Origin of the sequence: Streptomyces sp. NPDC088124, from assembly GCF_040685895.1 — a bacterium.
Classification (GTDB): Bacteria; Actinomycetota; Actinomycetes; order Streptomycetales; family Streptomycetaceae; genus Streptomyces.
Window position 1 is genome coordinate 97452 of record NZ_JBFBJB010000022.1, and the last position, 23289, is coordinate 120740.

Below are 23289 nucleotides of genomic sequence, written 5' to 3' on the forward strand. Positions count from 1 at the left end.
CGCCGGGTCAGGCCGCCGGGAGGGGCAGTTCGGCCCAGATCGCCTTGCCGCCCGGAATCTGGCGCGTACCCCAGCGCCCGGTGAGCTGGGCGACCAGCAGCAGCCCGCGCCCGCCCTCGTCGTAGACCCGGGCCCGGCGCATGTGCGGCGCGGAGGTGCTGTGGTCGGAGACCTCGCACAGGAGCGTACGGTCGCGGATCAGCCGGAGCAGCACGGGGCCCCGGCCGTGCAGGATCGCGTTGGTGAACAGCTCGCTGACGACCAGTTCGGTGGTGAAGGTCAGCTCTTCGAGCCCCCACGCGGCCAGTTGGCCGGTGATGCGTTCACGGGCGTCCGCGACGAGTTCGGGCTCCGCGGGAAGTTCCCAGGTGACGACCTGTTCCGCGTCGAGCACCTGGGTGCGGGCGAGCAGCAGGGCGACATCGTCGGTCCGGGACGGCGAGAGCAGCTTGTCGAGCACCGTGTCACAGGTGGACTCCAGCGACGGGGACGGCGAGCCCAGGATCGCGCAGAGGCCCTCCACACCGGAGCCGGGCTCGGTGCCCAGCCCCCGGCCGGTGCCGGCGCCGTGCTCCGGCGACTCGATCAGGCCGTCGGTGTAGAGGGCCAGCGTGCTGCCCTCGGGAATCTCGAACTCGGCGGACTCGAAGGGCAGGTCCCCCAGGCCGAGCGGTGGTCCCGCGGGCAGGTCGAGCAGGCGCGCCGCGCCGTCGGGGGTGGCGAGCACCGGCGGCGGGTGGCCGGCCCTGGCCGCGCAGCAGGCGCGGGCGACCGGGTCGTAGACCGCGTACAGACAGCTCGCGCCGATGTCCTCGTCGGCGGCGGCGCAGGGGTCGCCGTCCGGTCCCGCGCTCCCGAAGTTCTCCGAGGCGAGCCGTACCACCACGTCGTCGAGGTGGGTGAGGAGTTCGTCGGGAGGCAGGTCGATGTCGGCGAGGGTGCGGACGGCCGTACGGAGCCGGCCCATGGTGGCGGAGGCGTGGATGCCGTGCCCGACGACGTCCCCCACCACCAGCGCGACCCGGGAGCCGGCCAGCGGGATGACGTCGAACCAGTCGCCGCCCACGCCGTACTGGGAGTCGGCCGGACGGTAGCGCGTGGCGACCTCGACGGCCGACTGCGGGGGCAGTCCGCGCGGGAGCAGACTGCGCTGGAGGGTGACGGCGGTGGCCCGCTCGCGGGTGTAGAGGCGGGCGTTGTCGATGCAGATCGCGGCTCTGGCCGCCAGCTGCTCGGCGAGGGCGAGGTCCTCCTCGGTGAAGGGCTCCGGGTGCAGGTGCCGGGTAAAGAGCGCGGCGCCCAGGATATTGCCCCGGGCGACCAGCGGGGCCGCCACGAGGGACCGGATCCCGAAGCCGGCGGCCAGGGCACGGCGCCGGGGATCGCGCGCCATCCAGTCGGTGTACGCCCGGTCCCCGGGGCCGGTGAGCACGGCGTGTCCGGTGGCGAGGCAGCGGGCCGGGGGCGAGGACTCGGGGTAGCGGTCGATGTCGCCGACGGCGACGGCGGCCTCGGGGGCGTCCGGATGCTCGGCCGATTGGTGCGCGACGCGGCGCAGCGGGATGTCACCGGGGACCGGTCCGGGGGCCGGCTCGTCGCCGCGCAGTACGGAGTCCAGCAGGTCGACGCCGATGAAGTCGGCGAATCCGGGGAGCGGTGTGCTCGCCAGTTCCTGAGCGGTGCGGGTGACGTCCAGGGTGGTGCCGATCCGCATGCTGGCCTCGCTGAGCAGGGCGAGGCTCGCGCGCGCCCTGCGCTGCGCGCTGTTCTCGAAGCCGGTCACGGCGAGCGCGTGCACCCGCCCCGAGGCGTTTCTGAGCGGCGAGAGGGAGAGCGCCCAGGAGCGGAGGTGCCGCTCGCCCGCCACCCGGCGGACGGTCTGGAGGGACTCGGCCTCGCCGGTGCGCACCACCCGGCGCAGGGCGGCTTCGAGCGCGCCGGCCGGTGTCTGCGGACCGTTCCCGCGCGCCCGGCGTCCGCCGTCCGGGCCGGCCACGGCGCCGTCGGCTCCACCGTCGTCCGGACCGTCCTCCGCCGCGCCGTCGTCCAGCAGGAACCCGGAGCGGCGGCCGCGCATCTCCGCCTCCGTGCGGCCGGCGATCCGGCACATCCGTTCGTTGGCGTGGAGCAGCCGCAGATTCGCGTCGTACACCGCCATGGGCAGGACGGACTGGGCGAATGACAGCGCCTGCCAGAGAGCCGCTTCGCGCGTCTCATCCATGGTGCTCGCTCCCCGCCGGACCCCTGCCTTTCAGGCGTGCGGTCAATCCGTGGTGCCGGTCGGCCCCAGGTGCCCGGAGATCAAGACTACAAATCGGTACGAACCGTACCTTTCTTGTAGTTTTCCCCTTCGGCTTTCCTCCCACCCCCTTCCACTCACCCCTTTCACCGTCCTGACGTTTTCTTAAGGAGCAGCCCCGCTTGTTGGGCGGCCCCGGGTGCCCCAGGCTGGGAAAGGTGGTTCCGTACGGCGTGGCGCCGAGCCGCGCGTGGGGGCAGTGCGGCGAACGTGGGACGGTCGACGATGACGCGCCAAGGCAGCTCCTCCCCTGGCCCCGGCGACCGGCCGGAAGGCCCTGTCAACGACACCGACACCGACGCCGGCTCCGACGCCGACACCGCCACGGTCAGGGTGGACCCGCGGGGCGTGCTCACCTCGTGGAGCGAGGGCGCGGAGCGGCTGCTGGGCTACCCGGCGTCGGAGACGGTGGGCCGCGAGGCCACGATGCTGCTGGCGCGGGGGCTGCCCGAGGGGGGTCTGCCCGAGGGGCTGCGGCCCGACGGCGGACAGCCGCGCTGGAACGGCACGGTCACCCTGCGGCACCGGGACGGCCGTCCGCTGGACGTACGGGTCGTGGCCCACCGGCAGGGTCCGACCGACCACGCACCCGGCGGCTGGCTGCTGGTCTCCGCGCTGAGCGGTGCGGAGACGGTGGCCGAGGACGCCGAACTGAGCCGCTGGGCGTTCGACCAGTGCCCGTGCGCCCTGGCCGTGTACGACACCCGACTGCGGCTGCGCCGGGTGAACGGCGCGATGGACCAGGTCATCGGGCTGCCGGAGGACGAGATCCGCGGCCTACGCCTCGCCGAGATCGGCGGCAAGCCGCAGAGCGCCGAGCTGGAGGACCAGATGCGCGAGGCACTGACCACCGGCACCGCGCTCGACGCCCGTACCTTCATGCGGACCGGCGGCGAGGCCGAGGAGCACGCCTGGTCGGCACGGTTCGCCCCGCTGCGCGACGAGGAGGGCCGGGTACGGGGCGTGTGCCTGGCCGCGCACGATGTCACCGAGGAGGTGCTGGCCCGGCAGCGGCTGCTGCTGCTCAACAGCGCGAGCGTCCGCATCGGCACCACACTGGACGTGAACCGCACCGCGTGGGAGCTGGCCGACGTGTGCGTGCCCCACCTCGCGGACTTCGTCAGCGTCGATCTGCTGGAGCATCTCGCCGACGGCGCCGAGCCGCCGCCGGGCCCGGTCACCGGCCCCGTACCGCTGCGCAGGGTGGCGCACCGCTCCCGTACGGCGGGCCACGTCGACGAGAACGCCCCCGACGCCTGGGTGAAGGTGGGCGACGTACAGGTCTATCCGGACTTCTCCCCGCTGGCGGCCAGTCTGGCGTCGGGCCGTCCCGTCCTGAACGCGATGACCGACCCGGTCATGCGGCGCTGGGCCGAACTGATCCCCGCACGCGCCGCGCACGCCAGGAAGTACGGCTTCCACTGGGTGATGGCCGTGCCGGTCCTGGCGCGCGGTACGACGCTCGGTGTGGCGGTCTTCTCCCGGTTCGAGGGCGGTGTGCCGTTCGCCCCCGACGATGTGCTGCTGGCCGAGGAGATCACCGCGCGGGCTGCAGTGTGCATCGACAACGCGCGGCGCTTCACCCGGGAGCAGAACACCTCCCTCGCGCTCCAGCGCAGTCTGCTGCCGCACCATCTGCCCCGGGCCAACGCCGTGGAGATCGCCTCCCGCTATCTGCCGGCCTCGCCCCACCCCGGGGTCGGCGGGGACTGGTTCGACGTCATTCCGCTCTCCGGCGCGCGGGTCGCGCTGGTGGTGGGCGACGTGGTGGGGCATGGCATCCAGGCGTCGGCCACCATGGGCCGGCTCCGTACGGCGGTGCGCACCCTCGCCGATGTCGATCTGCCGCCGGACGAACTCCTCACCCATCTCGACGATCTCGTGATCCGGCTCTCCGCCGAGGCGGGCGCCGAGCAGACGTCGGCCGAGGTGGGCGCCACCTGTCTGTACGCGGTGTACGACCCGATCTCGCGGCGCTGCACCCTCGCGGGCGCGGGCCATCCGCCGCCTGTCGTGGTCACCCCGGACGGCCGGACGTACCCCGTCGAACTGCCGGTCGGTCCCCCGCTCGGCGTCGGTGGGCTGCCGTTCGAGTCGATCGACTTCGAACTGCCGGAGAGCACCGTGCTCGCGCTGTACACCGACGGTCTGATGGACGCCGCCGACCGCGACACCGACGAGGGCCGACGGAAGCTCGCCGAGGTCCTGACGCGTCCCGCCGCGTCCCTGGACGCCGCCTGCGGCACGGTCCTGAGCGCGCTGCTGCCCGAGGGCCGCGCGCAGGACGACGTGGCGCTGCTGCTGGCCCGCACGAAGGTGCTGGACACCGCGCACGTGGCGACCTGGGACGTGCCCGCCGACCCCGCCGAGGTGGCCAGGACCCGCGGCTACGTCACCGCGCAGCTCCGGGACTGGCGGCTGGAGGACGCGATCTTCGCGACCGAACTCGTCACCAGCGAACTGGTCACCAACGCCATCCGGCACGCCACGCCGCCGATCCAGCTCCGGCTGATCCACGATCTGTCGCTGATCTGCGAGGTCTCCGACTCCAGCACCACCGTGCCGCATCTGCGCCGGGCGCGCGCCTTCGACGAGGGCGGCCGGGGGCTGCTGCTGGTCGCCCAGCTCACCCAGCGCTGGGGCAGCCGGCACAACCCGACGGGCAAGACGATCTGGGCGGAGCAGATCCTCCACCCGGAGAACGGCGAAGTGTAGCGGGCGGCCCGCGCTCAGTGGTCCGCGGTGCGCTGCGCCGCCAGCCGGACGGCGGCATTGGCCGCGCCGTATCCCTGGTAGCCGCCGGTGCGCTGGACCACCTCGAAGAAGATCCGGCCGATCGACGCCGTGTAGAAGTGGCGGAACTCCCCGCCCCGTTCGTCACGGTCGTAGAGGATGCCCAGTTCGCGGTACGTGTCCAGCTCGCCGGGGGCGAACGCGAAGCGGGCGTCGAGGTCGTCGTAGTAGTTGGCCGGGATGTCCAGCAGCGCCGCGCCGCGCTCCCGTACCAGCCGGGCCGTGGCGGCGATGTCCTCCGTGGCGAGGGCGAGGTGCTGCGCGCGGCCCGTGTCACCGGTCGGCAGGGGGGCGAGGTTGAGCACGAGCCGCGGCTCCCCCGCGCCGCCGGTCAGGGCGCGGCTGCGGAGGAGACCGTACGGGTCGGCGATGTCGACGCTGTCGTGCGGGCGCAGACCGAGCACGGTGCGGTGGAACAGGACCGCCTCGTCGTACTGGTGCCACGGCTGGGTGAGCGCGACATGGTCGACGCGGCGGATCCCGGTGGACCGCGCCGGGCCCCGGGCGGACACGGCGGGGAAGTCGCCGGTCCAGTCGGGCAGTCCGGCGCGGCCGGTGGCGCAGAAGAAGAGTTCGGTGCCGTCGGGGGCCGCGACCGCGTCCAGCGGTACGTCGGCGGCGGCCCGGCGGCGCGGCAGGACCGGTGCGAGAAGCGCCTCGGCGCGCCGGGCGGCGCGGCCGGGGTCGGGTGTCTCCAGGCCGATCGCGGCGAGCGCGGTGGACGCGCGCCGGCCGCCCGCCGCGGTGTTGAGCAGGACCCGCGCCTCGCCCTGGGCCCACAGCTCCACCGGCTTCGTGGCGTGCCTCCCGGTACGGGCGAAGCCGAGGGCGCCCAGCAGTTCCCCGGCAGGTCCGGGGTCGGGGGTGGCCAGCTCGGCGAAGGCGAATCCGGAGGGCACGACGGGTCCCGGCAGCCCGGCGAGCCCGGCGGAGTCCTCCAGCGCGATCAGCGACCGCAGCGCGTCCACGGCCGTGGGTCCCGCCTCCGCCTGCCGGAAGACATCATTGAAGACCTCCAGCGAGAGCGGTCCCTCGTATCCGGCGTGGACCGCCTGGCGGACCAGTCCGGCGACGTCGAAGCCGCCCTGTCCCGGGAAGCAGCGGTAGTGCCGGCTCCACCGGAGCACGTCCATCGCCATCAGCGGGGCGTCGGCGAGCTGGAGGAAGAAGATCTTCTCGCCGGGGATGTCCGCGATGCCCCGCGGGTCCGAGCCCCGGGACAGGATGTGGAAGCTGTCGAGGCAGACCCCGAGCGCGGGGTGCCCGGCCGCCGCCACGATCCGCCAGGCGTGGTCGTACGTCGAGACATGGCGCCCCCAGGCCAGCGCCTCGTACGCGATCCTGACACCGGCCTCCCGCGCACGCTCGGCGAGGGCGTGGAGCTGTTCGGCGGCGAGGGCGTCGTCGTCCTCGGCGTGCGGGGAGACGCTGGAGCAGACCAGCAGCGTGTCCGCGCCGAGCCGGCGCATGACGTCGAACTTCAGCTCGGCGCGGCGCAGGTTGCGCGCGAACAGCTCCGCCGGGACGGCCTCGACGTCGCGCATCGGCTGGTACAGGTCGATGGTCAGGCCCAGGTCCGCCGCGCGGTCCCGTACCTCTTCCGGCGCGAGCGGGGAGGCGAGCAGGTCGTTCTCGAAGATCTCGACGCCGTCGAAGCCCGCGCGCGCGGCGGCGGCGAGCTTCTCGCCGAGGGAGCCACTGAGCGAGACGGTGGCGATGGACTTGCGCACAACAACCTCCGTTGGTCCACTCCACGGACCAAATGGTCCGCTGAGCGGAGAGACTAGGGCGCGGGAAGGGCACCGGCAAGGGGTCGCGCCCGCACCGGGACCGGGTCCCACCGCCGCGGGGATAGGGTGCCGTGGGGCGCGTACGACAGGAGCGGGAGGCGGTGGGCGGTGGACGACGGGACCGGGCGGTCCGACGGCGAACAGGACGCCGGTGAGCGGGATACCGGCGAACGGGACACCGGCGGCGGGGTACGCAGCGTCCGGCGGGCCCTGGACATCCTCACCCTCCTGACGGAGGACCGGCCGGTCGTCTCGCTCCGGGAGATCACCGAGGCCACCGGACTGCCGAAGACGACGGTGCTGCGCCTGGTCCACACACTGGAACAGAGCGGGCTGCTGTGGTCCACCGAGGGCGGCTACACCGCGGGCCCCGGGCTGTGGCGATGGGCGCATCTCGCGCGCCGCCAGTGGGAGGTAACCCGCGGCACCCGCGCTCTGATGCGCGAACTCGCGGACCGGACCCGGGAGACGGTCAATGTCTTCGTCGCGCACGATCTGCGCCGGGTGTGCGTCGCGCACGAGGAGAGCCCGCACCCGCTGCGCCATGTGATCGACGTGGGCGACGAACAGCCGCTGTGGGCCGGCGCGTCCTCGAAGATCCTGCTCGGCGACGCGCCGGACGCGCTGCTGCGGCGCATCGCGCTCGCCTCTCCGGACGGCGAGCCCGCCATGGCGCGGCTGCGCACGGCGGCCCAGGAGGCGCGGCGCCGCGGGTACGCGGTGAGCAGCGGGGAGTGGGACGACGGGCTGACCGCCGTGGCCGTACCGGTCACCGGACGGTCGGGCGCCGTCATCGCCTCGCTCTCCCTGAGCGGCCCGAGCCAGCGTTTCCCGTACGAGGCGATCGAGCGGTTCGCCGCCGATCTGACCGAGGTCGCCCGGCTGATCTCGGAGCAGGGCTTCAGCCATCCGCTGAGTCCGCGCGACCGGTCCGGAACGCCCTGACGTGGCCCGGCCGGGATCGCCACGGTCCTCGAACGGTACGCGCGGGCGGCGGTCGTCCTGGACGGGTTCCACGACCGTCCGCTCACGGAGAGCAGGCGCACCGTCTTTCCGCGCACGGAGGTCGAGTCGGCCCTCGGCACGGACGGGACCGCGCCCGGGTCCCTCCTCACCTCTTGACGCTCTTCACCACGTTCCGCGACAACAGACTCCCGGGACCCGGTCCCCGCGGGCGACCTCGCGGCCCGCGGCCACCCCGCTACACCGGACGATGCCGGACTTCCCCGAGCTGGAACCGCCGTTCACCACGATCACCTGAGTTGCCATCACGCCACAGTAGACGCACTCCTCACCTGGTCCGCCGGTACTGGGCCAGGATCTCCCCCGGGGTCAGGGCACGGTCGAGGAACATCAGGTCGTCCATGCGGCAGTCGCAGGAGTTGCCCTCCCTGGTGTTCTGCGGATAGCTGCCGCCGATCTTGATGCCGCGTGGGTCGGTGGGGGATGTGGTGTCGGGCTCCGGTTCGCCCTCGACGGACCAGGGGTCGCCGGTGGCAGTGTAGAAGCCGGGCAGCGGGCGGCCGTTGCGGTAGAGCGCCATCGTGCCGTCGTCGTAGTCGAAGGTGGCCGCGAGGAACACCCACTCCCCCCGCGGCAGCAGCGTCGTCCAGTCGGCGTCGGCGGCGAAGGTCGCCGAGCTTCCGTCGTCGAGGCGGCGGCCGAGCGCGACCACCTTCATCTCGCCGTCCACCGTGATGAGTTCGAGGAGGGCGCGCACATCGTGGCCCTGTGAGGTGCCGGAGAGAACGCCGGCCAGACCGACCGCACCGTAACGGTCGGTGGGATCGGCGGAGTTCGAGTTGAGGCCCGGGTTCTCGCCGGTCATCTTGAACCAGCCCATGACGGTGGTCTCGCGCACGCCGTTGAACGCGCGCAGCGAGGCGACGCCGCCCGGATCGTAGACCCCGGCCTTCCAGTCGTCGTTGCCCGCGGTGGCGGGCGAGATCTGCCCGGTCCGCAGGACGGGGCCGCGGGCGCGGTCCCACACGCGCATCCGTGGGCCGCCGTTGACGAGTTGAATGTCGGTGCCGGACCCGCCGCGGTCGCGTTCCCGGTCCGGATTCCCGCGTACGGGATGGGCGAAGTCGTAGTACGCGACCAGGTTCGGCCGGAGGCTCGCCGGTACGGGGGCGGAGGCCGCGGTCGCCTGCTGCGCGGGGGCGAGCGCGGCGCCCAGCAACCCGACGGCCAGCGCCAGCGCCCCCGCGGCGCGTGCACCGCGGTTACCGCGCATCGGACACTTTCCAGATCTTCCCGTTGGCCTTCGAGAGCACGTAGAGCTCGCCCGCCCGGTCCGTACCGAAGCGGAGGTCGACCCGCTCGTCGCCGGCCAGCGTCCGCATCGAGGTCACCGCGCCCTGGGCGTCGAAGAGCTGGAGCTGGTGGACGCGGGCGAGCGGTCCGCCGCGGCGCATCTCGCGCACCTCGGAGTAGAAGACACGCCCGCTCACCCCCTCGGAGTAGATGTACTTGCCGCGCAGTTCGGGAATCCGCCCTCCGCGGTAGACGAATCCGCCGATGAGCGCGTTCCCGCTGTCGGCGCAGGGCCTGTCCGCCGGAGGGTTGTGGTCGAAGGCCGCGACCGGATAGGTGTAGCCGTTCTCGGCGTCGTCGGCCGGGAGGGGGAAGACCCCGCAGGTGGGGTTGTCGGCCTTACGGTAGGTGAAGGGCCCCTCGCGGTCACTCCAGCCGAAGTTGTCGCCCGCCCTGACCTCGTAGACGGACTCGACCCGGTGTTCGCCGATGTTCCCGACGAACATCTGGTGGCGTCCGCCGGTGTCCCAGCTGAAGCGATGGGGGTCGCGCAGCCCGTACGCGTAGATCTCGCCGAGCCTGCCGGGCTGCCCGACGAAGGGGTTCGAGGGCGGGATGCCGTACTTTCCGCCCGGCCCGTCGTGGCCGAGGGGGTCGATCCTGAGAATCTTGCCCTGCGGCGCGGTCAGATCCTGGGGAACCGTGCCTCCCGCGCCCGCCCCGCCGTCACCGACGGCGACATGGAGGAGGCCGAAGTCCCGTTGCCCGGGGCGGGCGTTCGGGTCGAAGCCGATCTCCTGGATGTCGTGGTAGACGTCCTGGAACCCCAGGCGCATCACCTCGCGCCGGGTCCCGCTGAACGTACCGGCCGCGGGGTCGTCCGCGGTCCACTCGGTGATCACGGAGTGCACGCGCGTGGTGGCGGGCGCCGGCAGATCCACCGGCTTGTCGGTGAGCGCGTCGCGCGCCTCGGTGTGAACGGTGTAGAACGTGCCGTTCTGCTTGAAGCGCGGATGGAAGGCGACGAAGCCGAACCCGCTGCCCAGCCCCCGGTGCGACCAGAAGTCGGGCCCCGCCGCAGCCCCTACGTCGAGGTACTCGCGCGGAGTGCCGTCGCGGTCCAGCAGATAGAGCTTGCCGTTGAGATCGGGGACGTACAACCGTTTGGAGCCGTCGGGCACTTCGCCGAGGTAGTTGATCCGGGCCCAGCGTTTCAGCCGGTCGTCCGTGGGAGGCGGGACCGACTCCGACTTCGGGAGCGTCGCGAACTCCTTGAGCACCAGACCGTGCCGGGAGACCGCGGGGTCCGGTAAGGGGTCGTCGATCGGCGCTTCGTCCTGTGCGAAGGCCGGTGGCGCGAGAAGCGCCATCAGCAGCACACCCGCAGACATCACCAACCGGCTCCGGCCCGACTTGGGCATTCCGCTCACCTCATCGGTTCGCAGGGCGTAGAAAGCGCTTCCACAAGCGCCTGCGTCAAGCTACAAAGCCGGGACCGGGGCGACAAGAGGTGCGACACGGGAAATGTGATGCACACGCCAATTCCGGCCACCGGCCTCATCGGATCCGCCCGCGCCCCACCGGGGCGCGGGGCGGATCACGGGCCGGCGGCGGTGCGGTGATCGTGGTCCTCCTGGGCGGCGAGCACGGTGAGCGCGTTCTGCCGCACCCAGGCGAGCATCGCCTGCAGCGGCTCGGCCGCGTCCCGCCCCAGCGGGGTCAGTTCGTAGCGCACACTCGGCGGCACACTGGGCAGCACCTCGCGCGCGAGCAGTCCGTCCCGTACGAGGGTGCGCAGGGCCTGCGCCAGCATCTTGTCGCTGATGCCGTCCACGAGGGTGCGCAGTTCGTAGAAGCGCAGGGGGCCGCTCTGCAGCGCCACGAGGACCAACAGGCCCCAGCGGCTGGTGAGATGGTTGAGGACTTCCCGTCCAGGACAGTCGCTGTTGAACGCGTCACACGGGTCTCGCGGCGTGCCTCCCGTGAGCTGAGAGCTGTTCAGCATGGACGGAGCTTACCTCCAGGTAGGCGCCTTCGAATAGTTAGCCATGAGGGCTACCGTCGGCCCATGAGCTCCCGACATGTCAGCATCGACCCGTCCAGAACCCGGACGATCGACCTCGACCTGTGGTCCGACTTCGTCTGCGCGCACTGCTACTACGGCACCCGTCGCGTGGCCGGGGCGGTCGCCCGGCAGCCGGACCCGGGTCTCTTCCGGCTGCGCTGGCGCGGCTTCGAACTGGACCCGCGGCCCGCCGAGGAGCGCCCCACCGGCGATCTGTACGACTACCTCGCCCGCTTCAACGGCAGTCGCGAAGCCGGGCGCGCGGCCATGAACACGATCAAGGCCATAGCCACCGCGGACGGCCTGCCCTTCCACGCCGACCGGGCCCGGCCGGGCAACACCGCCGACGCACACCGGCTGATCCACCTGGCCGGGACGGAGGGCCGGCAGACCGAGCTCGCGCAGCGCCTCTACACCGCCTACTGGACCGAGGGGCTGCCGATCGCCGACCACGACGCGCTCGCCGGGACGGCCGAGAGGACCGGCCTCGACGGAGGGCGGGTGCGAGAGGTCCTCTCCGGTGACGAGTTCGCCGACGAGGTGGTGCGGGATCAGCAACTGGCCCTGCGGATGGGCATCATGGGGGTGCCCACGGTCGTGGTGAACCGCCGCTGGTCGCTGAGCGCCGCGCTGCCTCTGGAGACGCTCGCCGCCCAACTGCTCCGCCTGACCGCCGAGCCCCCGGAGGCATGACGCCCGCCCGGACCGGGGCCCGGCGGCAGACCGGGCGACGGGTCCCTGGCCGCCGCGATCGCCGGAGCGCCGGACGCGACCGCCGCTCTGGACGCCAAGGACACGTCGACGAACCCGGTGGCCCGGCGGATCGTCCTGGCGGCTCTCCGACGGGGAAGTAAGGGTGCCGGGTACGGGCCGCGCCCGACGACGATCACAACGCCCGCGTTCCCACTTCGCTGCCGTCCACGTAGGTCGCCGCCACCTCGATGTCCCCGATGCGGGACGGGTCGACGCGCCGGGGGTCGTCGCCGAGCACGACCAGGTCGGCGCGCTTGCCCGGGGTGAGGCTGCCCAGGGTGTCCTCCCAGTGGCAGGCCCAGGCGCCAGTGACGGTGTAGGCGCGCAGGGCCTCGTCGACGGTGATGCCCTCGTCCGGGCCGATCACCTGGCCGGACTCGGAGGCGCGCTCGACCATGAACTGCACGGCCCGCAGCGGGGACCCGTCGGCGACCGGACGGTCGGAGCTGCCGACGAGGGGGATGCCGTGAGCCAGGAACGCCTTGCCGCGGTAGAGCCACGGGGCCCGTCCCTCGCCCATGATCGCCGCGTAGTCGTCGCCGAAGGAGCGCAGGAAATGAGGCTGGACGACCGCGCTGACGCCGAGCCGGGCGAAGCGCGGGAGCTGGTCGGGGCGGATCAGGCCGGCGTGCTCGATACGGTGCCGGGCGCCGGGGCGTGGCCAGTCGCGCTGGGCACGCTCCAGCGCGTCCAGGGCGAGGTCGGCCGCGCGGTCGCCGATCGCGTGGACGGCGAGCTGCCAGCCGGCGCGGTGACCGTCCACGATCGTGTCCGTGAGCACATCGGGGTCGTCCTGCAACTGGCCGGCGTGGTCGAGCCCTTCGTACGGGTCGCCGAGTGCGGCGGTCCTGGCCATCATGCCGCCGTCCGTCCAGATCTTCAGCGCGCCCACGGAGAGGCGGTCGCCGCCGAACCCGGTGCGCAGCCCGAGGTCGAGGGCGCGGGGGATGGCGTCGGCGTCGTGCGCGGCGACCGGGCGGAGCCGGTCGGCGGAGACCATGAGCTGCACACGCAGCGGCAACAGGTCCTGCTCGGCGGCGAGGCCGAAGTGGGCGTCACCGCGCGCATGATGGACGTCGAACTCGACGCGGGCGACATCGTCCGGAGGCGGTCCCGGTCGGACCGGAGAACACCGCTGCGGACCTCTTTTGCACAGGACCGTCGGCCTCATCGCCCCGGTCACCATCGCCGCACTCAACCTCATCGCCGCCGGGCAGACCGAGTTCACCCCGCGGGACCGTTCGCGCCGGTCGCAATCACGGCCTGGCCCTCACCCGCGTACGGACCGAGGACGGCCGGGAGTTGGCCACGACGGAGTACTTCACCTCCATGGGGGCTATCCGACCAACCGTCCTTGAGGCACCGGCGCGACCGTCCGGTCCACCATGGCCAGTCGGGTCGATTCCAGTTCCCGCCGGGCCGCCGGTCCGTCCGGGCTCCCCGCGTAGGTGACCGTGAGCCGGCGCCCCGCCTGACCGCCCCGTACGGAACGCCACATCCGTGGATCGAGGGCGATGACGTCGCCCGGCCCGACGTCCGGCACATGACCGGGAATCCCGGCGGCGGCGACGATGCCGGTGGGGTACGCGGACGGATTCCGGTGGGGAACCGGGGAGAACACACAGCGCGCCGCCGTCTGTGTCCGGTCGCCGGTCGTGGAGGACGAACGTGACCAGACGCAGGCTCCTGACATCCGGTCCGGTGTGCCAACAGGTTTCGCCCCGGTACTCACCGGCCTCTTCGTACACAGGGACCACGGAGGTGTCCAGCAGGTCCGCGGCCATGTCTTCGAGGCCCGTCCGGCTCACGTCCGCATCGACCTCGTCGAACACACCGGAAGGGAAGGGTGTGAACACCCCCTTGAAGACCTCGAATCCGAACAGGCTGAAGCGATTCCGGCGAGCCGACGGCCGCTCGACACTCATGTCAGGAGAACCTCACAGTTCCGCTCACGAACCGGTTGAGTACGTACTGCGAAGCGGCGCGACCGGCCTGTGTCACCGAGGCCGCTACGCCGAGCGGGAGACCGCCCTGCGCGGGCACTGGGACCGGCACCCCGAGCAGGCGTGGCTGACGGACCTGCGCAACACGCGCTACTGATCACCGGCCGGAAGCACACTCCCGGACCCGGGCACCGGGTGTGGCGTTGTCGCGGAGGCGAATGCTGAGCCGGGCCCCCAGTTCCTCGAATCCCAGTGCGAGCGCCACACGTCGTGACGGGTGTGGCCGTGGCCGCCATTGCGGAAACATCCCGGAGTCCAGGGCACGCCCCACCGCGGCGGAGGCCACGACCCGGGCCGGCCCGCGTCCCCGGAAGTCCGGCGCGACCATGACGCACAGGTGTGCCACCGACCCCGGCCAGGCCCGATAACCGGCCGCGGCGACCACGTCGCCACCGTCACGGACGACGAATGCGGGCGAGGTGATGCCCGCCAAGGCGCTCTCCTCCGCGTCCTCCTCGCCGGCGCCGGCCAGGAGTGCGGTGAGTTCGCCGCCGCCCTCCTGGCCTACGGTGAGTCCGCCGCCCGGCACTTCCTCCACCACAGCGCCTCCGGACGCGGGCCGGAAGCGGGCCCGGTCGAGGTAGGAGAGGAACGCGAGCCCCATGACCTCGGCCACGGGCAGCGTCGCCATCAGGCGACCGGCAACGACAAGTTCCCCGGGGGACAGTTTCCTTGCCGCGCCCGCCATCAGCTCCGCCACGCACACATTCGGCGCGGTGATGACCCCGGCGTCACCGAGGACCACGATCCCCGCCCACGACGGCGGACACAGCCGCGAGTCCGGGGAGACCACCACGCTCACCCCTTCCGGCGAGCGGAACTCCACCGGTGTCGCGGCCAGTTCGGTCCACAGTTCCCGGGCCCGGTCCAGCGGGAGATCGGCACTCATGGCCCTATCGTGCCGTGCGTTCCCCTCCCCCACGACCGGATTTCTCCGCGGGGCGCGGTGACCGCGCGGTCAGGCCGCCGCTTCGATCGCCACGTCCAGGTGGTCGAGACCGCGCAACCCGTTGTTGATCACCGGCCGGCGTTCGAGGATCTCGAAGCAGGCGACCCGGTCGGCGAGCCTTTCCAGCAACGCGCTCATTTCCAGCCTGGCGAGGTGCATCCCGACACACACGTGCTCGCCCCGCCCGAAGGCAAGGTGGTCCGAAGGGCGACGTGTGATGTCGAAGCGCGTCGGGTCCGGGTAATGGCGCTCGTCGCGGTTGGCGGAGGCGTAGAGCAGCGCGACCCGCGAACCGGCGGCCAGCGGAACTCCGCCGATCTCGTGGTCCTCGGTGAGCACCCGGCTGAACTGGGGCACCGGGGTCTCCAGGCGCAACGACTCGTTGATCGCGTGCGGAATCAACGAGCGGTCCTTGCGCAGCAGATCCCACTGGTCCGGGTTCTGGGCGAACAGCCCGACCGTGTTGGCGATCGCGAGGATGGTCGTGTCCAGGCTGGGAGTGACGTAGTCGAGCATCATCACCGGGCACTTGTCGCGCGGGATCTCACCCCGGTCGGCGGCCTGGTAGAGCTGCGCCGCCCAGCCGTCGGGGTCGATCTTTCCGGGCACGGCGTCCTGCATGGCGAATGCCATGAACTCCTCGACGGCCGGCCCCGCCGCGGCCGCACGGTCGTCGGCGGGACCCTGGGTGTTCCAGATGGCCGCGGCCCACTCCAGCGTCTTCTCCCGTCCGTGATCGGGCAGTCCGACCAGGTCCGACACCACGGTCATGGGCAGGTACTCCGCCAGTTCGGTGACGACCTCGAACCGGCCCTGGCCGACCACCCGTTCGACGACCCGGTCGGCCTCGGCCTCGATCCGCGGCGTCACCTCACGCATCCGCTCCGGCCGCAGCGGCCGCCCCAGCACCGAGCGCATCGCCGTGTGCTCGGGCGGATCGCTGCACAGCGTGATCCCCTCCAGCTGGGCGTTGACGTCCGGATCCATGAACACGCCACGGGCCGACGAGAACGTCTGCCAGTCCATCAGCGCCGCCCGCACCTCGTCGTAACGGGGCAGCGCGTAGAGGTCGTAGCGGGACAGGTACACCACCGGCCCGAGAGCCCGGAGCTCGGCATAGATGTCGTACGGGTCGATGCGCGCCGATTCGGTGTAGAGATCGACGTCGCTGACAGGTATCTGGGACAACAGTTCTCCAGGGAACAAGTGGAGCGAACACCGCGACGGACAACTTACCGACGCCGCGCGGCAGGAGGCGCGAAAAGCCGACGGGCTCCTCAGGAACATACGAAAGCAGGGTCGAGGACTGTCCTTTGGAAGGGCCCCTGGGAGGACTCTCCCGCGACGTCGGGATCCTTCGCGTCGGCAAGAAGTACCTACCTCGCGACGTTCCTGTCCGTCCCCCGTCCATGACCGTCGGCGGAGCCATCGGCGCAACGCCCGGTCCAGGTAACTCACACCGACGCGAAGTCGCCTTCCGGCGCGGGACGGTGTCGACATGAAACGACGCACAGCGCTGAAGGCCGGCGGTGGTTACGGCATCTACTACGCCGCCGCGCAGCAGGACACGGTCGGCAGGATCTCCTTCGACCGGGCGCTGCCGATCCCGCCGCTGGCCGAGTCGGAGGCCGGCACGCGGGGCGCCCGGGTGTTCACGCTCGGTATCCAGTCGGGCGGGACACGGTTCAAGTCCGGTTCCACCACCGCACTTGGGGCGTGAACGGCACGTACCTCGGTCCGACGATCCGCGCGCGGCGTGGCGAGCGGGTCGAGTTCGTGGTGCGCAACGGGCTGGATCAGGACACCTCGCTCCATTGGCACGGGATGCGGCTGCCCGCGGTCATGGACGGAGGGCCGCATCAGGTCGTCCCGGCCGGGGGGGGACCTGGCGGCCGCGGTGGCTGATCGATCAGCCGGCGGCGACGCTCTGGTATCACCCGCACGTGCACGGATCGACGGCCGACCATGTGTACCGAGGTCGGAGCGGGCTGTTCATCGTCGACGACGAGGGCTCCGAGGGGGCGAAGCTGCCGTCCGAGTACGGTGTCGACGACATCCCGGTGATCGTCCAGGACCGCGCGTTCGATGGGGACAACCAGTTCGAGAAGCGGGTGCCGCTGGGCGGCACGCTGGGCGTGATCGGTGACGAGGTGCTCGTCAACGGCGCGATCGGTCCGTACGTCGATGTCACGACGCGAGTGGTGCGGCTGCGGCTGCTCAACGGCTCCAACGCGCGCCTGTACCACCTCGGGTTCTCCGACGACCGGCCCTTCTCGCTCGTCGCCACCGACGGCGGCCTGCTCGCCGCACCGTGGCGCACCGAGCGCCTGTACCTCTCGCCGGGCGAACGCGCCGAGATCGTGGTGGCCTTCGAGCCGGGTGAGCGGGGCGAGCTGCGCTCCTATCCGTCCGAGTACGGCGGCGCGCTGGGACGGGTCGACGGTTTCGACGACCGTCTCGACATCTGCCAGTTCCGGGCCGCGGCCACCCTGTCCGACCGCGCCGGGATCCCTGCCGCGCTCGGCGCCGCCCCCGACCTCGCCGGCGAACAGGTCGCGCGGGAACGCTCCTTCGTGCTGGCGTCGGACCAGATCAACGGCCGGTCCATGGCGATGGACCGCATCGACTTCGGCGTCCGCGAAGGCGCCGTCGAGATATGGGACGTGCTCAACGACAACGGCTTCCTGCACAACTTCCACGTTCACGACGTCCAGTTCCAGGTCCTTACGGTCGACGGCGGGAAACCGGAACCACACCTGCGCGGCTGGAAGGACACCGTCATGCTCGCCCAGGGAAAGCACTACCGGCTGGCCATGCGCTTCCACGGCCACACCGACCCGAACACGCCATACCTGTACCACTGCCACCTGCTGCAACACGAGGACAACAACGCGTTACCCGGCCCCCGTATCCAGATCTCGCTGGTCCGTACGCGCCCGCCCAGAGGGGGCCCCTACGCCTCACCTCTCCGGAGGACACGGACGACGTGGTCGAGCGGGCCGGGGGCGCTCGTCGCTTCCGGAGTGCTACGGCTGGTCGCTCACCGACGCGGAGGCGATTTCGTACCAACGCCGTTGCAGGTCGGCGATCTTCGCCCCCATCTGCGGGTCGTGATCATCAACAGTGTCGTGCCAGTCGTACTTCTCCACCAGGGGTATACCGATGCGGTCGGCGTGTGCGTGCGCCGGATGCGTCAGGTACTCCCAGTAGCCGTCGAGGTCCTCGACGACGAACACGCCACCGCAGTCGTAGTCGCCTCCGACGTAGCGGCCGACGACGTACGACTTCACCGCCGGGATGACCCGGCCCTGATCGCGCATGCTCTCCAGAGCCTCGTCGATCTGCTCCTGCGTCACGCCTGCCTTTACCTTGAGCCGGACACTGTGGTGGATCATCGTGCTCCCCTTCGCAGGTGGTGAACCGCACGTCGCCGACCGGCGACGGCCCTTTCGCCGTCGAGGTCATGAGCCGACTTCGAGGCCATGAGCCGACTATGAACTGGTCCGGTACCTCGCCATATCGGCATGAGTTGCCTATTCGACGACACCTACTGCTTCGTCCCGACGCGGAGTCCGGCACCCGAGGACCACTCCACCCAATGTCCCTCCTTATCCATTCAACACCCCATACCTGCCGCCAGCGTCTTGACGCCCACCGAAACGGAGTGCACCCTTACTCAGGGAATCTCGCCCCCCGTCGGAACATGACGGATTTCGAGGGTCGGCGCATGAGCGATTCGGTGCACCAAAGAGCTGCATTCCTTCGGACGGCACGGCGCGCACACCAGAAGACCAGCAGAACCGGCGTTCGAGAATAAGCCGACACCGCCGACGCTTTCACTTACTCTCTCCTCATTCCCCTGCGCCCCCCGACGCTCGTTTCCCTGCCGGACAACGTTGTCAGCGGCGGAAGGCACGGGGTGGCTCCACCGGTAATGGCGCATTCGTAGCCATTCTTTGACTCATTCTTCACGCCTGCGTGACCGAGAGAATCCGGGGTGGGCCATGGAAACACGCGATGTGTTGATAAGCGGTCTGGGAGCCTTTCTTCCCGACCGCGTTCCCATCGGATGGGCGGTCGAACGGGGGCTGATCGACCGGAGCGCCGCGGAAGAGTACGGAATCACCAGTGTCGCGGTCGCGGGCGATATGCCCGCCCCCGAAATGGCGGTGCGGGCATGCCGGCAGGCGCTCGAACGGGCCGGCCTGGATCCCTCGTCGCTCAGCTTGTTGCTGTACGCCAGCGTCTGGTACCAAGGCCCCCACGGCTGGTGTCCGCAGTACTACGTGCAGCGGCACACGGGCGCGGGGCAGGCCACCGCGGCCGAGGTGAGACAGGGCTGCATGGGCATGTTCTCCGCCCTGGAACTCGCGGCGGCGCATCTCATGGCTTCGGCCGAGCACGAGGCCGCCCTTGTCACCTCCGCGGACAACTTCACCTCTGACCTGCTGGAACGCTGGCGTTTCAGTCCGCATTTCGTCATGGGCGACGCAGGCTCCGCCGTCGTCCTGAGCCGGCGGACAGGTTTCGCCCGGCTCAGGTCCATCAACGCGATCACCCTCCCCGAGTACGAGGCCATGCACCGCGGTCCCGAGCCCCTGTTCCCGCCCGGAGCCGGCCGGCCGGGCAAGCTCGACCACGGCGAGTCCAAGCGCCGCTGGCTGGACGGCCCGGACCGGGACCCGGCCGGCCCGCTGAAACTCGTGGCGGCGCAGGACGAACTCATCAGCCGCACACTCGACGAAGCCGGCATCACGATGGACGACATTTCCCGCGTCGCCTATGCCAACGGGTCACGGGAACGTGTCGAAGACCGCGCGATGTTACCGCTGGGTCTGCCGATGTCCCTTTCGACATGGGAACAGGGCCGTACCGTCGGCCATATCGGCGCCAGTGACCAGATGGTGGCGCTCGAACAGCTGCTGCTCTCCGGCGAGCTGCGACGCGGGGACCATTTCCTGATGCTCGGCGTGGGCCCCGGACTGAATATCGCCTGCGCCGTGATCGAGATCATCGAAACTCCGCACTGGTCCTCCGGCCGTCCGGCCACCGCTGCCTGAAAGGGGTCTCATGGATTTCCGCCCGAGTGCCGAACAGCAGGAGCGGTACGCGCGCATGCGGACAGCCGCGCGAGACCTTCCCACGCCGTCTTCCACCGCCGGATTCCGCGAGGACACCTGGAGGAAACTCGCCGGTCTCGGATTATTGGGCGCCGCCGTTCCGGAGGAACACGGCGGCGCGGGCTTCGGCGCTCTCGACACGGCCCTCCTGTACGAGGGGGCGAGCGACGGCGGCGCGGACACCGGAGTGCTCTTCGCCGCGGCGGCCCATCTCTTCGCCTGTGTCCTGCCGGTACTGGAGTTCGCGCAGCCCCGGACGCGCAAGTCCCTGCTGCCCGCCCTGTGTTCAGGTGAACTGATAGCGGGAAACGCCATGACGGAGCCCGACGCGGGATCGGACCTCTCCCGGTTGGCGACCAGGGCCACCAGGGTCGACGGCGGATATCTCCTCGACGGGGTCAAGAGCTTCGTCAGCAACGGCCCGGTCGCCGATCTCTACGTCACCTATGCGACAACCGATCCGGACGGCGGTTACTTCGGTTCCACCGCGTTCGCCGTGGACCGCGACTCCCCCGGGCTGGTCGCGGGAGAGCCGATGCACAAGTCCGGTCTGACCGCCTGCCAGGCCGGCGAGGTGCGGTTCACCCGGTGCTTCGTGCCGGACGACCGGGTGCTGGGCAGCCCCGGCCAGGGACAGCCGGTGTTCCAGACATCGATGTGGTGGGAGCGCTCCTGCCTGTTCGCGATCTACCTGGGCCAGCAGGAACGTCTCATCCGGCGATGCGTCCACCACGTACGGGAACGGCGGCAGTCCGGAAAGCGACTCGCCGACGTCCAGCCGGTCGCGGACCGGCTGGCCGACATGCGGCTGCGGCTGGAGAGCGGCCGGCTCCTGCTCTACCGCGCCTGTACCGAGATCGACAGCGGCCAGGACCCCTCCCTGTGGGTCGCCATGGCGAAACTGGCCGTGTCCGAGGCCGCGGTCGCCACCTCGCTCGACGCCGCCCGGATCTTCGGGGGCCGCGCATTCCTCACGGAATACGGGATCGAGGAACACGTGCGCGACGCCGCTCCCGCCACCACCTTCTCCGGCACATCGGACATCCAACGGCAGCTGATCGCCCGGGAGATGGGGCTGTGAGCCTCTACAGCCCGGTGGTCGACGCGGCCGCCAGGACACCCGACGCGCTCGCGGTCCGCGACCAGGCCACCGGCCTCGGCTACGGCGAACTGGACCGGCGCGCGGACACGTATCTGGCCGCGCTGCGCGGTCGCGGTGTCCGGCCGGGTGACCGCGTCCTGGTGTGGACGGACAAGACAGCCGAAGCGGTGGCCGTCGCGCAGGCGGTGTTACGGTGCGGCGCGGTCCACGTTCCCGTCCCGAGGAGCAACCCCGGCGGACGGGTCGCCCGGATCGCCGCGGACGCCCGCCCGGCGCTGATCGTCACGGACCACGCCGATCGCGTCCCCGGCATCGTCTCCGTACCCTGCGCGGATCTCTTCCAGGAGGCGGACCGCCGCTCGGGCGGCGCCCACCGCTCGGACGGCGCCCACCATCCGGTCCGGCCGGACGACCCGGCGTACATCCTCTACACCTCGGGGTCGACGGGGACGCCGAAGGGGGTCTGCCTCAGCCACGGGAACGCGCTCGCCTTCGTCGACTGGGCCTGCCGGGAGCTGGACCTCACCGCGGACGACCGGCTGGCCAACCACGCCGGGTTCGGCTTCGACCTGTCCGTCTTCGACCTCTACGGAGCCTTCCGGGCCGGTGCGTCGGTCCACCTCATCGGCGAGACCCTTGGTCAGGCCGCCGAACCGCTGGTCGACTTCCTGCTGGAACGGCGGATCACCGTCTGGTACTCGGTGCCGTCCGCCCTGGTGCTCATGGCCGAGTACGGCGAGCTCCTGGAGCGCGGACCGGGCGCGCTGCGCGCGTGTGTCTTCGCCGGCGAGCGGTTTCCGCTGAAGCCGCTGAAGGACCTGCGCCGCGGCTGGCCCGGGGTGCGCATGCTCAACTGGTACGGCCCGACGGAGACCAACGTGTGCACCTCCTACGAGGTGACGGCGGCCGATCTGGCGCGCACCTCGGCCATCCCGATCGGCTCACCCGTCGCCGGGGACAGGGTCGCGCTGGACGACGGCGAGATCGTGGTCAGCGGGCCGACCGTCATGCTCGGCTACTGGGGCGCGGCGCCCCAGGCCGGACCGTACCGTACCGGTGATCTCGGCCGGTACGACACCGACGGTCTGCTGGAGTACCGGGGGCGCGTCGACGACATGGCGAAGGTCCGCGGCCACCGGATCGAGCCGGCCGAGGTCAGCGGCGCACTCGTCGCGCATGAGTCCGTACGCGACGCGGTGGTGGTCGTCGTGGGCGCCGGTCTCGACGCCCGGTTGCACGCCTTCGTCGTCCCCGAGAGCGGCTGCGCGCCCGGCTTCGCGGAGCTGCGGCGGCACTGCTCGCGCCTCCTGCCGCCGTACATGGCCATCGACGCGCTGCACACGGTCGGCGGCTTTCCCCGCACCGCGAACGGGAAGGTCGACCGGGCGGCGCTCGGCCGTCTGGTGGCGCGGGGAGCGGGCGTATGACGGGCGACGCGGCCTGGGACGCCTTCTGGTCGGCGCTGCCGGCCGAACCCGGGGCCGCCCTGTGGGACTCGTCGCCCCAACTGACCGTGGCACGGCATCTGCCGCTCTTCCGCGGCCATGCCGACCCGAAGCTGCCCCTGATCGACATCGGGTGCGGCAGCGGACGGCAGACGCGGTGGCTGGGGCGCCACTTCGAACGGGTCGTCGGACTGGACATCGCCGAGGCGGCGGTCGAGCTGGCCGCCGCGTCGCACGCGGCGCCCAACGTCGCCTACCGCCGCGCCGACCTCCTCGACCGGGACACCGCGGCGGCGCTGCGCGCGGAGTTCGGCGACGTCAACGTCTACCTGCGCGGTGTGCTGCACCAGCTCGCCCCGGACGACCGCACGAGGATGCTGGCGGCGATCAGGCTCCTGCTCGGCGGCGCGGGGATCCTGTTCGCCCAGGAACTGACCGAACAGACCGGCTGGTACGTCGCCGAGCTGCTCGCCGGCGGTGCGCACCTGCCGAAGACGGCCGGACTGGCGGCCCATTTCGACTTCGGCGGCCAGGTCGCCCCCGCCCATGAAGGGCGCCTGCGGCTGCTGTTCGAAGGAAACGGATTCGATGTCGTCGCCGACGGCGAGATCGCCCTGCACACCACCGAGCGCACCTCCGGCGGGCATCCGCTGGAGCTGCCGACGAGGTACATCGTGGCGCGTGCGTCGGCACCGCTCTGACAACCGGAGGAAC

Annotated in this window: 19 protein-coding genes and 4 pseudogenes; 12 read left to right on the top strand and 11 right to left on the bottom strand. The window is 71.5% G+C overall.

The features are described 5' to 3' along the window. Positions 1–7: 7 nt before the first annotated feature. Positions 8–2221: a SpoIIE family protein phosphatase gene (locus AB0P17_RS19815; protein ID WP_365812645.1), complete on the bottom strand. Its 2214-nt coding sequence runs from the start codon at positions 2219–2221 to the stop codon at positions 8–10. A 303-nt stretch (positions 2222–2524) separates the two neighbouring features. On the opposite strand from AB0P17_RS19815, the gene AB0P17_RS19820 reads away from it, so the two are divergent. Next, a complete protein-coding gene (locus AB0P17_RS19820; RefSeq protein ID WP_365812647.1) occupies positions 2525–5014 on the top strand; it encodes a SpoIIE family protein phosphatase in 2490 nt (829 codons plus the stop codon). 14 nt (positions 5015–5028) lie between these two features. On the opposite strand, the gene AB0P17_RS19825 is transcribed toward AB0P17_RS19820, so the two are convergent. Next, positions 5029–6822: a TIM barrel protein gene (locus AB0P17_RS19825; protein ID WP_365812649.1), complete on the bottom strand. Its 1794-nt coding sequence runs from the start codon at positions 6820–6822 to the stop codon at positions 5029–5031. Positions 6823–6990: 168 nt separating this feature from the next. Between AB0P17_RS19825 and AB0P17_RS19830 the strand changes: the two genes are divergently transcribed. Then, positions 6991–7827 carry an IclR family transcriptional regulator gene (locus tag AB0P17_RS19830; RefSeq protein ID WP_365812651.1) on the top strand — a complete coding sequence of 279 codons (837 nt, stop codon included), beginning with the start codon at positions 6991–6993 and terminating at the stop codon, positions 7825–7827. A 258-nt stretch (positions 7828–8085) separates the two neighbouring features. On the opposite strand, the pseudogene AB0P17_RS19835 reads toward AB0P17_RS19830, so the two are convergent. The 4 genes and pseudogenes from AB0P17_RS19835 to AB0P17_RS19850 form a co-directional block, all read right to left on the bottom strand. After that, a pseudogene (locus tag AB0P17_RS19835) lies at positions 8086–8151 on the bottom strand (chloramphenicol phosphotransferase); the annotation flags it as partial. Between the two features lie 22 nt (positions 8152–8173). Continuing rightward, positions 8174–9118, bottom strand: coding sequence for a LamG-like jellyroll fold domain-containing protein (locus tag AB0P17_RS19840; RefSeq protein ID WP_365812652.1), 945 nt, complete (start codon positions 9116–9118; stop codon positions 8174–8176). Beyond that, positions 9108–10529: a PQQ-dependent sugar dehydrogenase gene (locus tag AB0P17_RS19845; RefSeq protein ID WP_365812654.1), complete on the bottom strand. Its 1422-nt coding sequence runs from the start codon at positions 10527–10529 to the stop codon at positions 9108–9110. Before AB0P17_RS19845 ends, AB0P17_RS19840 begins: the two co-directional genes overlap by 11 nt. Positions 10530–10735: 206 nt before the next feature. Beyond that, the gene (locus tag AB0P17_RS19850) at positions 10736–11143 is read right to left on the bottom strand and encodes a helix-turn-helix domain-containing protein (RefSeq protein WP_365812655.1); all 408 of its coding nucleotides are present in this window, start codon (positions 11141–11143) and stop codon (positions 10736–10738) included. Between the two features lie 63 nt (positions 11144–11206). Between AB0P17_RS19850 and AB0P17_RS19855 the strand changes: the two genes are divergently transcribed. Beyond that, positions 11207–11896, top strand: a complete 690-nt coding sequence (locus tag AB0P17_RS19855) for a DsbA family oxidoreductase (RefSeq protein WP_365812657.1) — start codon at positions 11207–11209, stop codon at positions 11894–11896. A 193-nt stretch (positions 11897–12089) separates the two neighbouring features. Here the strand turns inward: AB0P17_RS19855 and AB0P17_RS19860 are convergent. Then, positions 12090–12989: pseudogene (locus tag AB0P17_RS19860) on the bottom strand (amidohydrolase family protein); the annotation flags it as partial. Between AB0P17_RS19860 and AB0P17_RS19865 the strand changes: the two are divergent. Continuing rightward, positions 12984–13291: pseudogene (locus tag AB0P17_RS19865) on the top strand (hypothetical protein); the annotation flags it as partial. The pseudogenes AB0P17_RS19860 and AB0P17_RS19865 overlap by 6 nt on opposite strands. Position 13292: 1 nt before the next feature. Here the strand turns inward: AB0P17_RS19865 and AB0P17_RS19870 are convergent. Beyond that, positions 13293–13649, bottom strand: a complete 357-nt coding sequence (locus AB0P17_RS19870; RefSeq protein ID WP_365812718.1) for a hypothetical protein — start codon at positions 13647–13649, stop codon at positions 13293–13295. Positions 13650–13879: 230 nt separating this feature from the next. On the opposite strand from AB0P17_RS19870, the gene AB0P17_RS19875 reads away from it, so the two are divergent. Next, positions 13880–14056, top strand: coding sequence for a hypothetical protein (locus tag AB0P17_RS19875; protein ID WP_365812659.1), 177 nt, complete (start codon positions 13880–13882; stop codon positions 14054–14056). Here the strand turns inward: AB0P17_RS19875 and AB0P17_RS19880 are convergent, their stop codons facing one another. Together AB0P17_RS19880 and AB0P17_RS19885 are read right to left on the bottom strand one after the other, a co-directional pair. After that, the gene (locus AB0P17_RS19880) at positions 14057–14848 is read right to left on the bottom strand and encodes a GNAT family N-acetyltransferase (protein WP_365812660.1); all 792 of its coding nucleotides are present in this window, start codon (positions 14846–14848) and stop codon (positions 14057–14059) included. A 69-nt stretch (positions 14849–14917) separates the two neighbouring features. Continuing rightward, the gene (locus tag AB0P17_RS19885) at positions 14918–16096 is read right to left on the bottom strand and encodes a cytochrome P450 (RefSeq protein ID WP_365812662.1); all 1179 of its coding nucleotides are present in this window, start codon (positions 16094–16096) and stop codon (positions 14918–14920) included. Between the two features lie 310 nt (positions 16097–16406). Here AB0P17_RS19885 and AB0P17_RS19890 point away from each other — a divergent pair, with 310 nt between their 5' ends. From AB0P17_RS19890 to AB0P17_RS19900, 3 genes and pseudogenes are all read left to right on the top strand, one after another. Continuing rightward, positions 16407–16628, top strand: a complete 222-nt coding sequence (locus tag AB0P17_RS19890) for a hypothetical protein (protein WP_365812663.1) — start codon at positions 16407–16409, stop codon at positions 16626–16628. Next, a complete protein-coding gene (locus AB0P17_RS19895; RefSeq protein ID WP_365812664.1) occupies positions 16625–16813 on the top strand; it encodes a multicopper oxidase domain-containing protein in 189 nt (62 codons plus the stop codon). The genes AB0P17_RS19890 and AB0P17_RS19895 overlap by 4 nt, the downstream gene beginning before the upstream one ends. Continuing rightward, positions 16723–17736: pseudogene (locus AB0P17_RS19900) on the top strand (multicopper oxidase domain-containing protein); the annotation flags it as partial. The gene AB0P17_RS19895 and the pseudogene AB0P17_RS19900, both read left to right, overlap by 91 nt. A 198-nt stretch (positions 17737–17934) precedes the next feature. On the opposite strand, the gene AB0P17_RS19905 reads toward AB0P17_RS19900, so the two are convergent. Continuing rightward, entirely contained in the window at positions 17935–18303 is a 369-nt protein-coding gene (locus tag AB0P17_RS19905) for a Dabb family protein (protein ID WP_365812716.1), read from the bottom strand. A gap of 609 nt (positions 18304–18912) precedes the next feature. Between AB0P17_RS19905 and AB0P17_RS19910 the strand changes: the two genes are divergently transcribed. Genes AB0P17_RS19910 through AB0P17_RS19925 form a run of 4 tightly spaced genes read left to right on the top strand, consistent with a single transcriptional unit; the run spans position 18913 to position 23276 of the window. Then, positions 18913–19968: a ketoacyl-ACP synthase III family protein gene (locus AB0P17_RS19910; RefSeq protein ID WP_365812666.1), complete on the top strand. Its 1056-nt coding sequence runs from the start codon at positions 18913–18915 to the stop codon at positions 19966–19968. 10 nt (positions 19969–19978) lie between these two features. Continuing rightward, entirely contained in the window at positions 19979–21109 is a 1131-nt protein-coding gene (locus AB0P17_RS19915) for an acyl-CoA dehydrogenase family protein (RefSeq protein WP_365812668.1), read from the top strand. Further along, the gene (locus tag AB0P17_RS19920; protein ID WP_365812669.1) at positions 21106–22557 is read left to right on the top strand and encodes an AMP-binding protein; all 1452 of its coding nucleotides are present in this window, start codon (positions 21106–21108) and stop codon (positions 22555–22557) included. The genes AB0P17_RS19915 and AB0P17_RS19920 overlap by 4 nt, the downstream gene beginning before the upstream one ends. Then, a complete protein-coding gene (locus AB0P17_RS19925; RefSeq protein WP_365812670.1) occupies positions 22554–23276 on the top strand; it encodes a class I SAM-dependent methyltransferase in 723 nt (240 codons plus the stop codon). The genes AB0P17_RS19920 and AB0P17_RS19925 overlap by 4 nt, the downstream gene beginning before the upstream one ends. The last annotated feature ends 13 nt before the right edge of the window (positions 23277–23289 follow it).

Coding starts and splice junctions, on each gene's coding strand:
- AB0P17_RS19815 (WP_365812645.1), bottom strand. CDS start 2,221: ATGGATGAGACGCGCGAAGCGGCTCTCTGGCAGGCGCTGTCATTCGCC.
- AB0P17_RS19820 (WP_365812647.1), top strand. CDS start 2,525: ATGACGCGCCAAGGCAGCTCCTCCCCTGGCCCCGGCGACCGGCCGGAA.
- AB0P17_RS19840 (WP_365812652.1), bottom strand. CDS start 9,118: ATGCGCGGTAACCGCGGTGCACGCGCCGCGGGGGCGCTGGCGCTGGCC.
- AB0P17_RS19845 (WP_365812654.1), bottom strand. CDS start 10,529: ATGTCTGCGGGTGTGCTGCTGATGGCGCTTCTCGCGCCACCGGCCTTC.
- AB0P17_RS19850 (WP_365812655.1), bottom strand. CDS start 11,143: ATGCTGAACAGCTCTCAGCTCACGGGAGGCACGCCGCGAGACCCGTGT.
- AB0P17_RS19855 (WP_365812657.1), top strand. CDS start 11,207: ATGAGCTCCCGACATGTCAGCATCGACCCGTCCAGAACCCGGACGATC.
- AB0P17_RS19870 (WP_365812718.1), bottom strand. CDS start 13,649: ATGTCAGGAGCCTGCGTCTGGTCACGTTCGTCCTCCACGACCGGCGAC.
- AB0P17_RS19875 (WP_365812659.1), top strand. CDS start 13,880: ATGTCAGGAGAACCTCACAGTTCCGCTCACGAACCGGTTGAGTACGTA.
- AB0P17_RS19880 (WP_365812660.1), bottom strand. CDS start 14,848: ATGAGTGCCGATCTCCCGCTGGACCGGGCCCGGGAACTGTGGACCGAA.
- AB0P17_RS19890 (WP_365812663.1), top strand. CDS start 16,407: ATGAAACGACGCACAGCGCTGAAGGCCGGCGGTGGTTACGGCATCTAC.
- AB0P17_RS19905 (WP_365812716.1), bottom strand. CDS start 18,303: ATGATCCACCACAGTGTCCGGCTCAAGGTAAAGGCAGGCGTGACGCAG.
- AB0P17_RS19910 (WP_365812666.1), top strand. CDS start 18,913: ATGGAAACACGCGATGTGTTGATAAGCGGTCTGGGAGCCTTTCTTCCC.
- AB0P17_RS19915 (WP_365812668.1), top strand. CDS start 19,979: ATGGATTTCCGCCCGAGTGCCGAACAGCAGGAGCGGTACGCGCGCATG.
- AB0P17_RS19925 (WP_365812670.1), top strand. CDS start 22,554: ATGACGGGCGACGCGGCCTGGGACGCCTTCTGGTCGGCGCTGCCGGCC.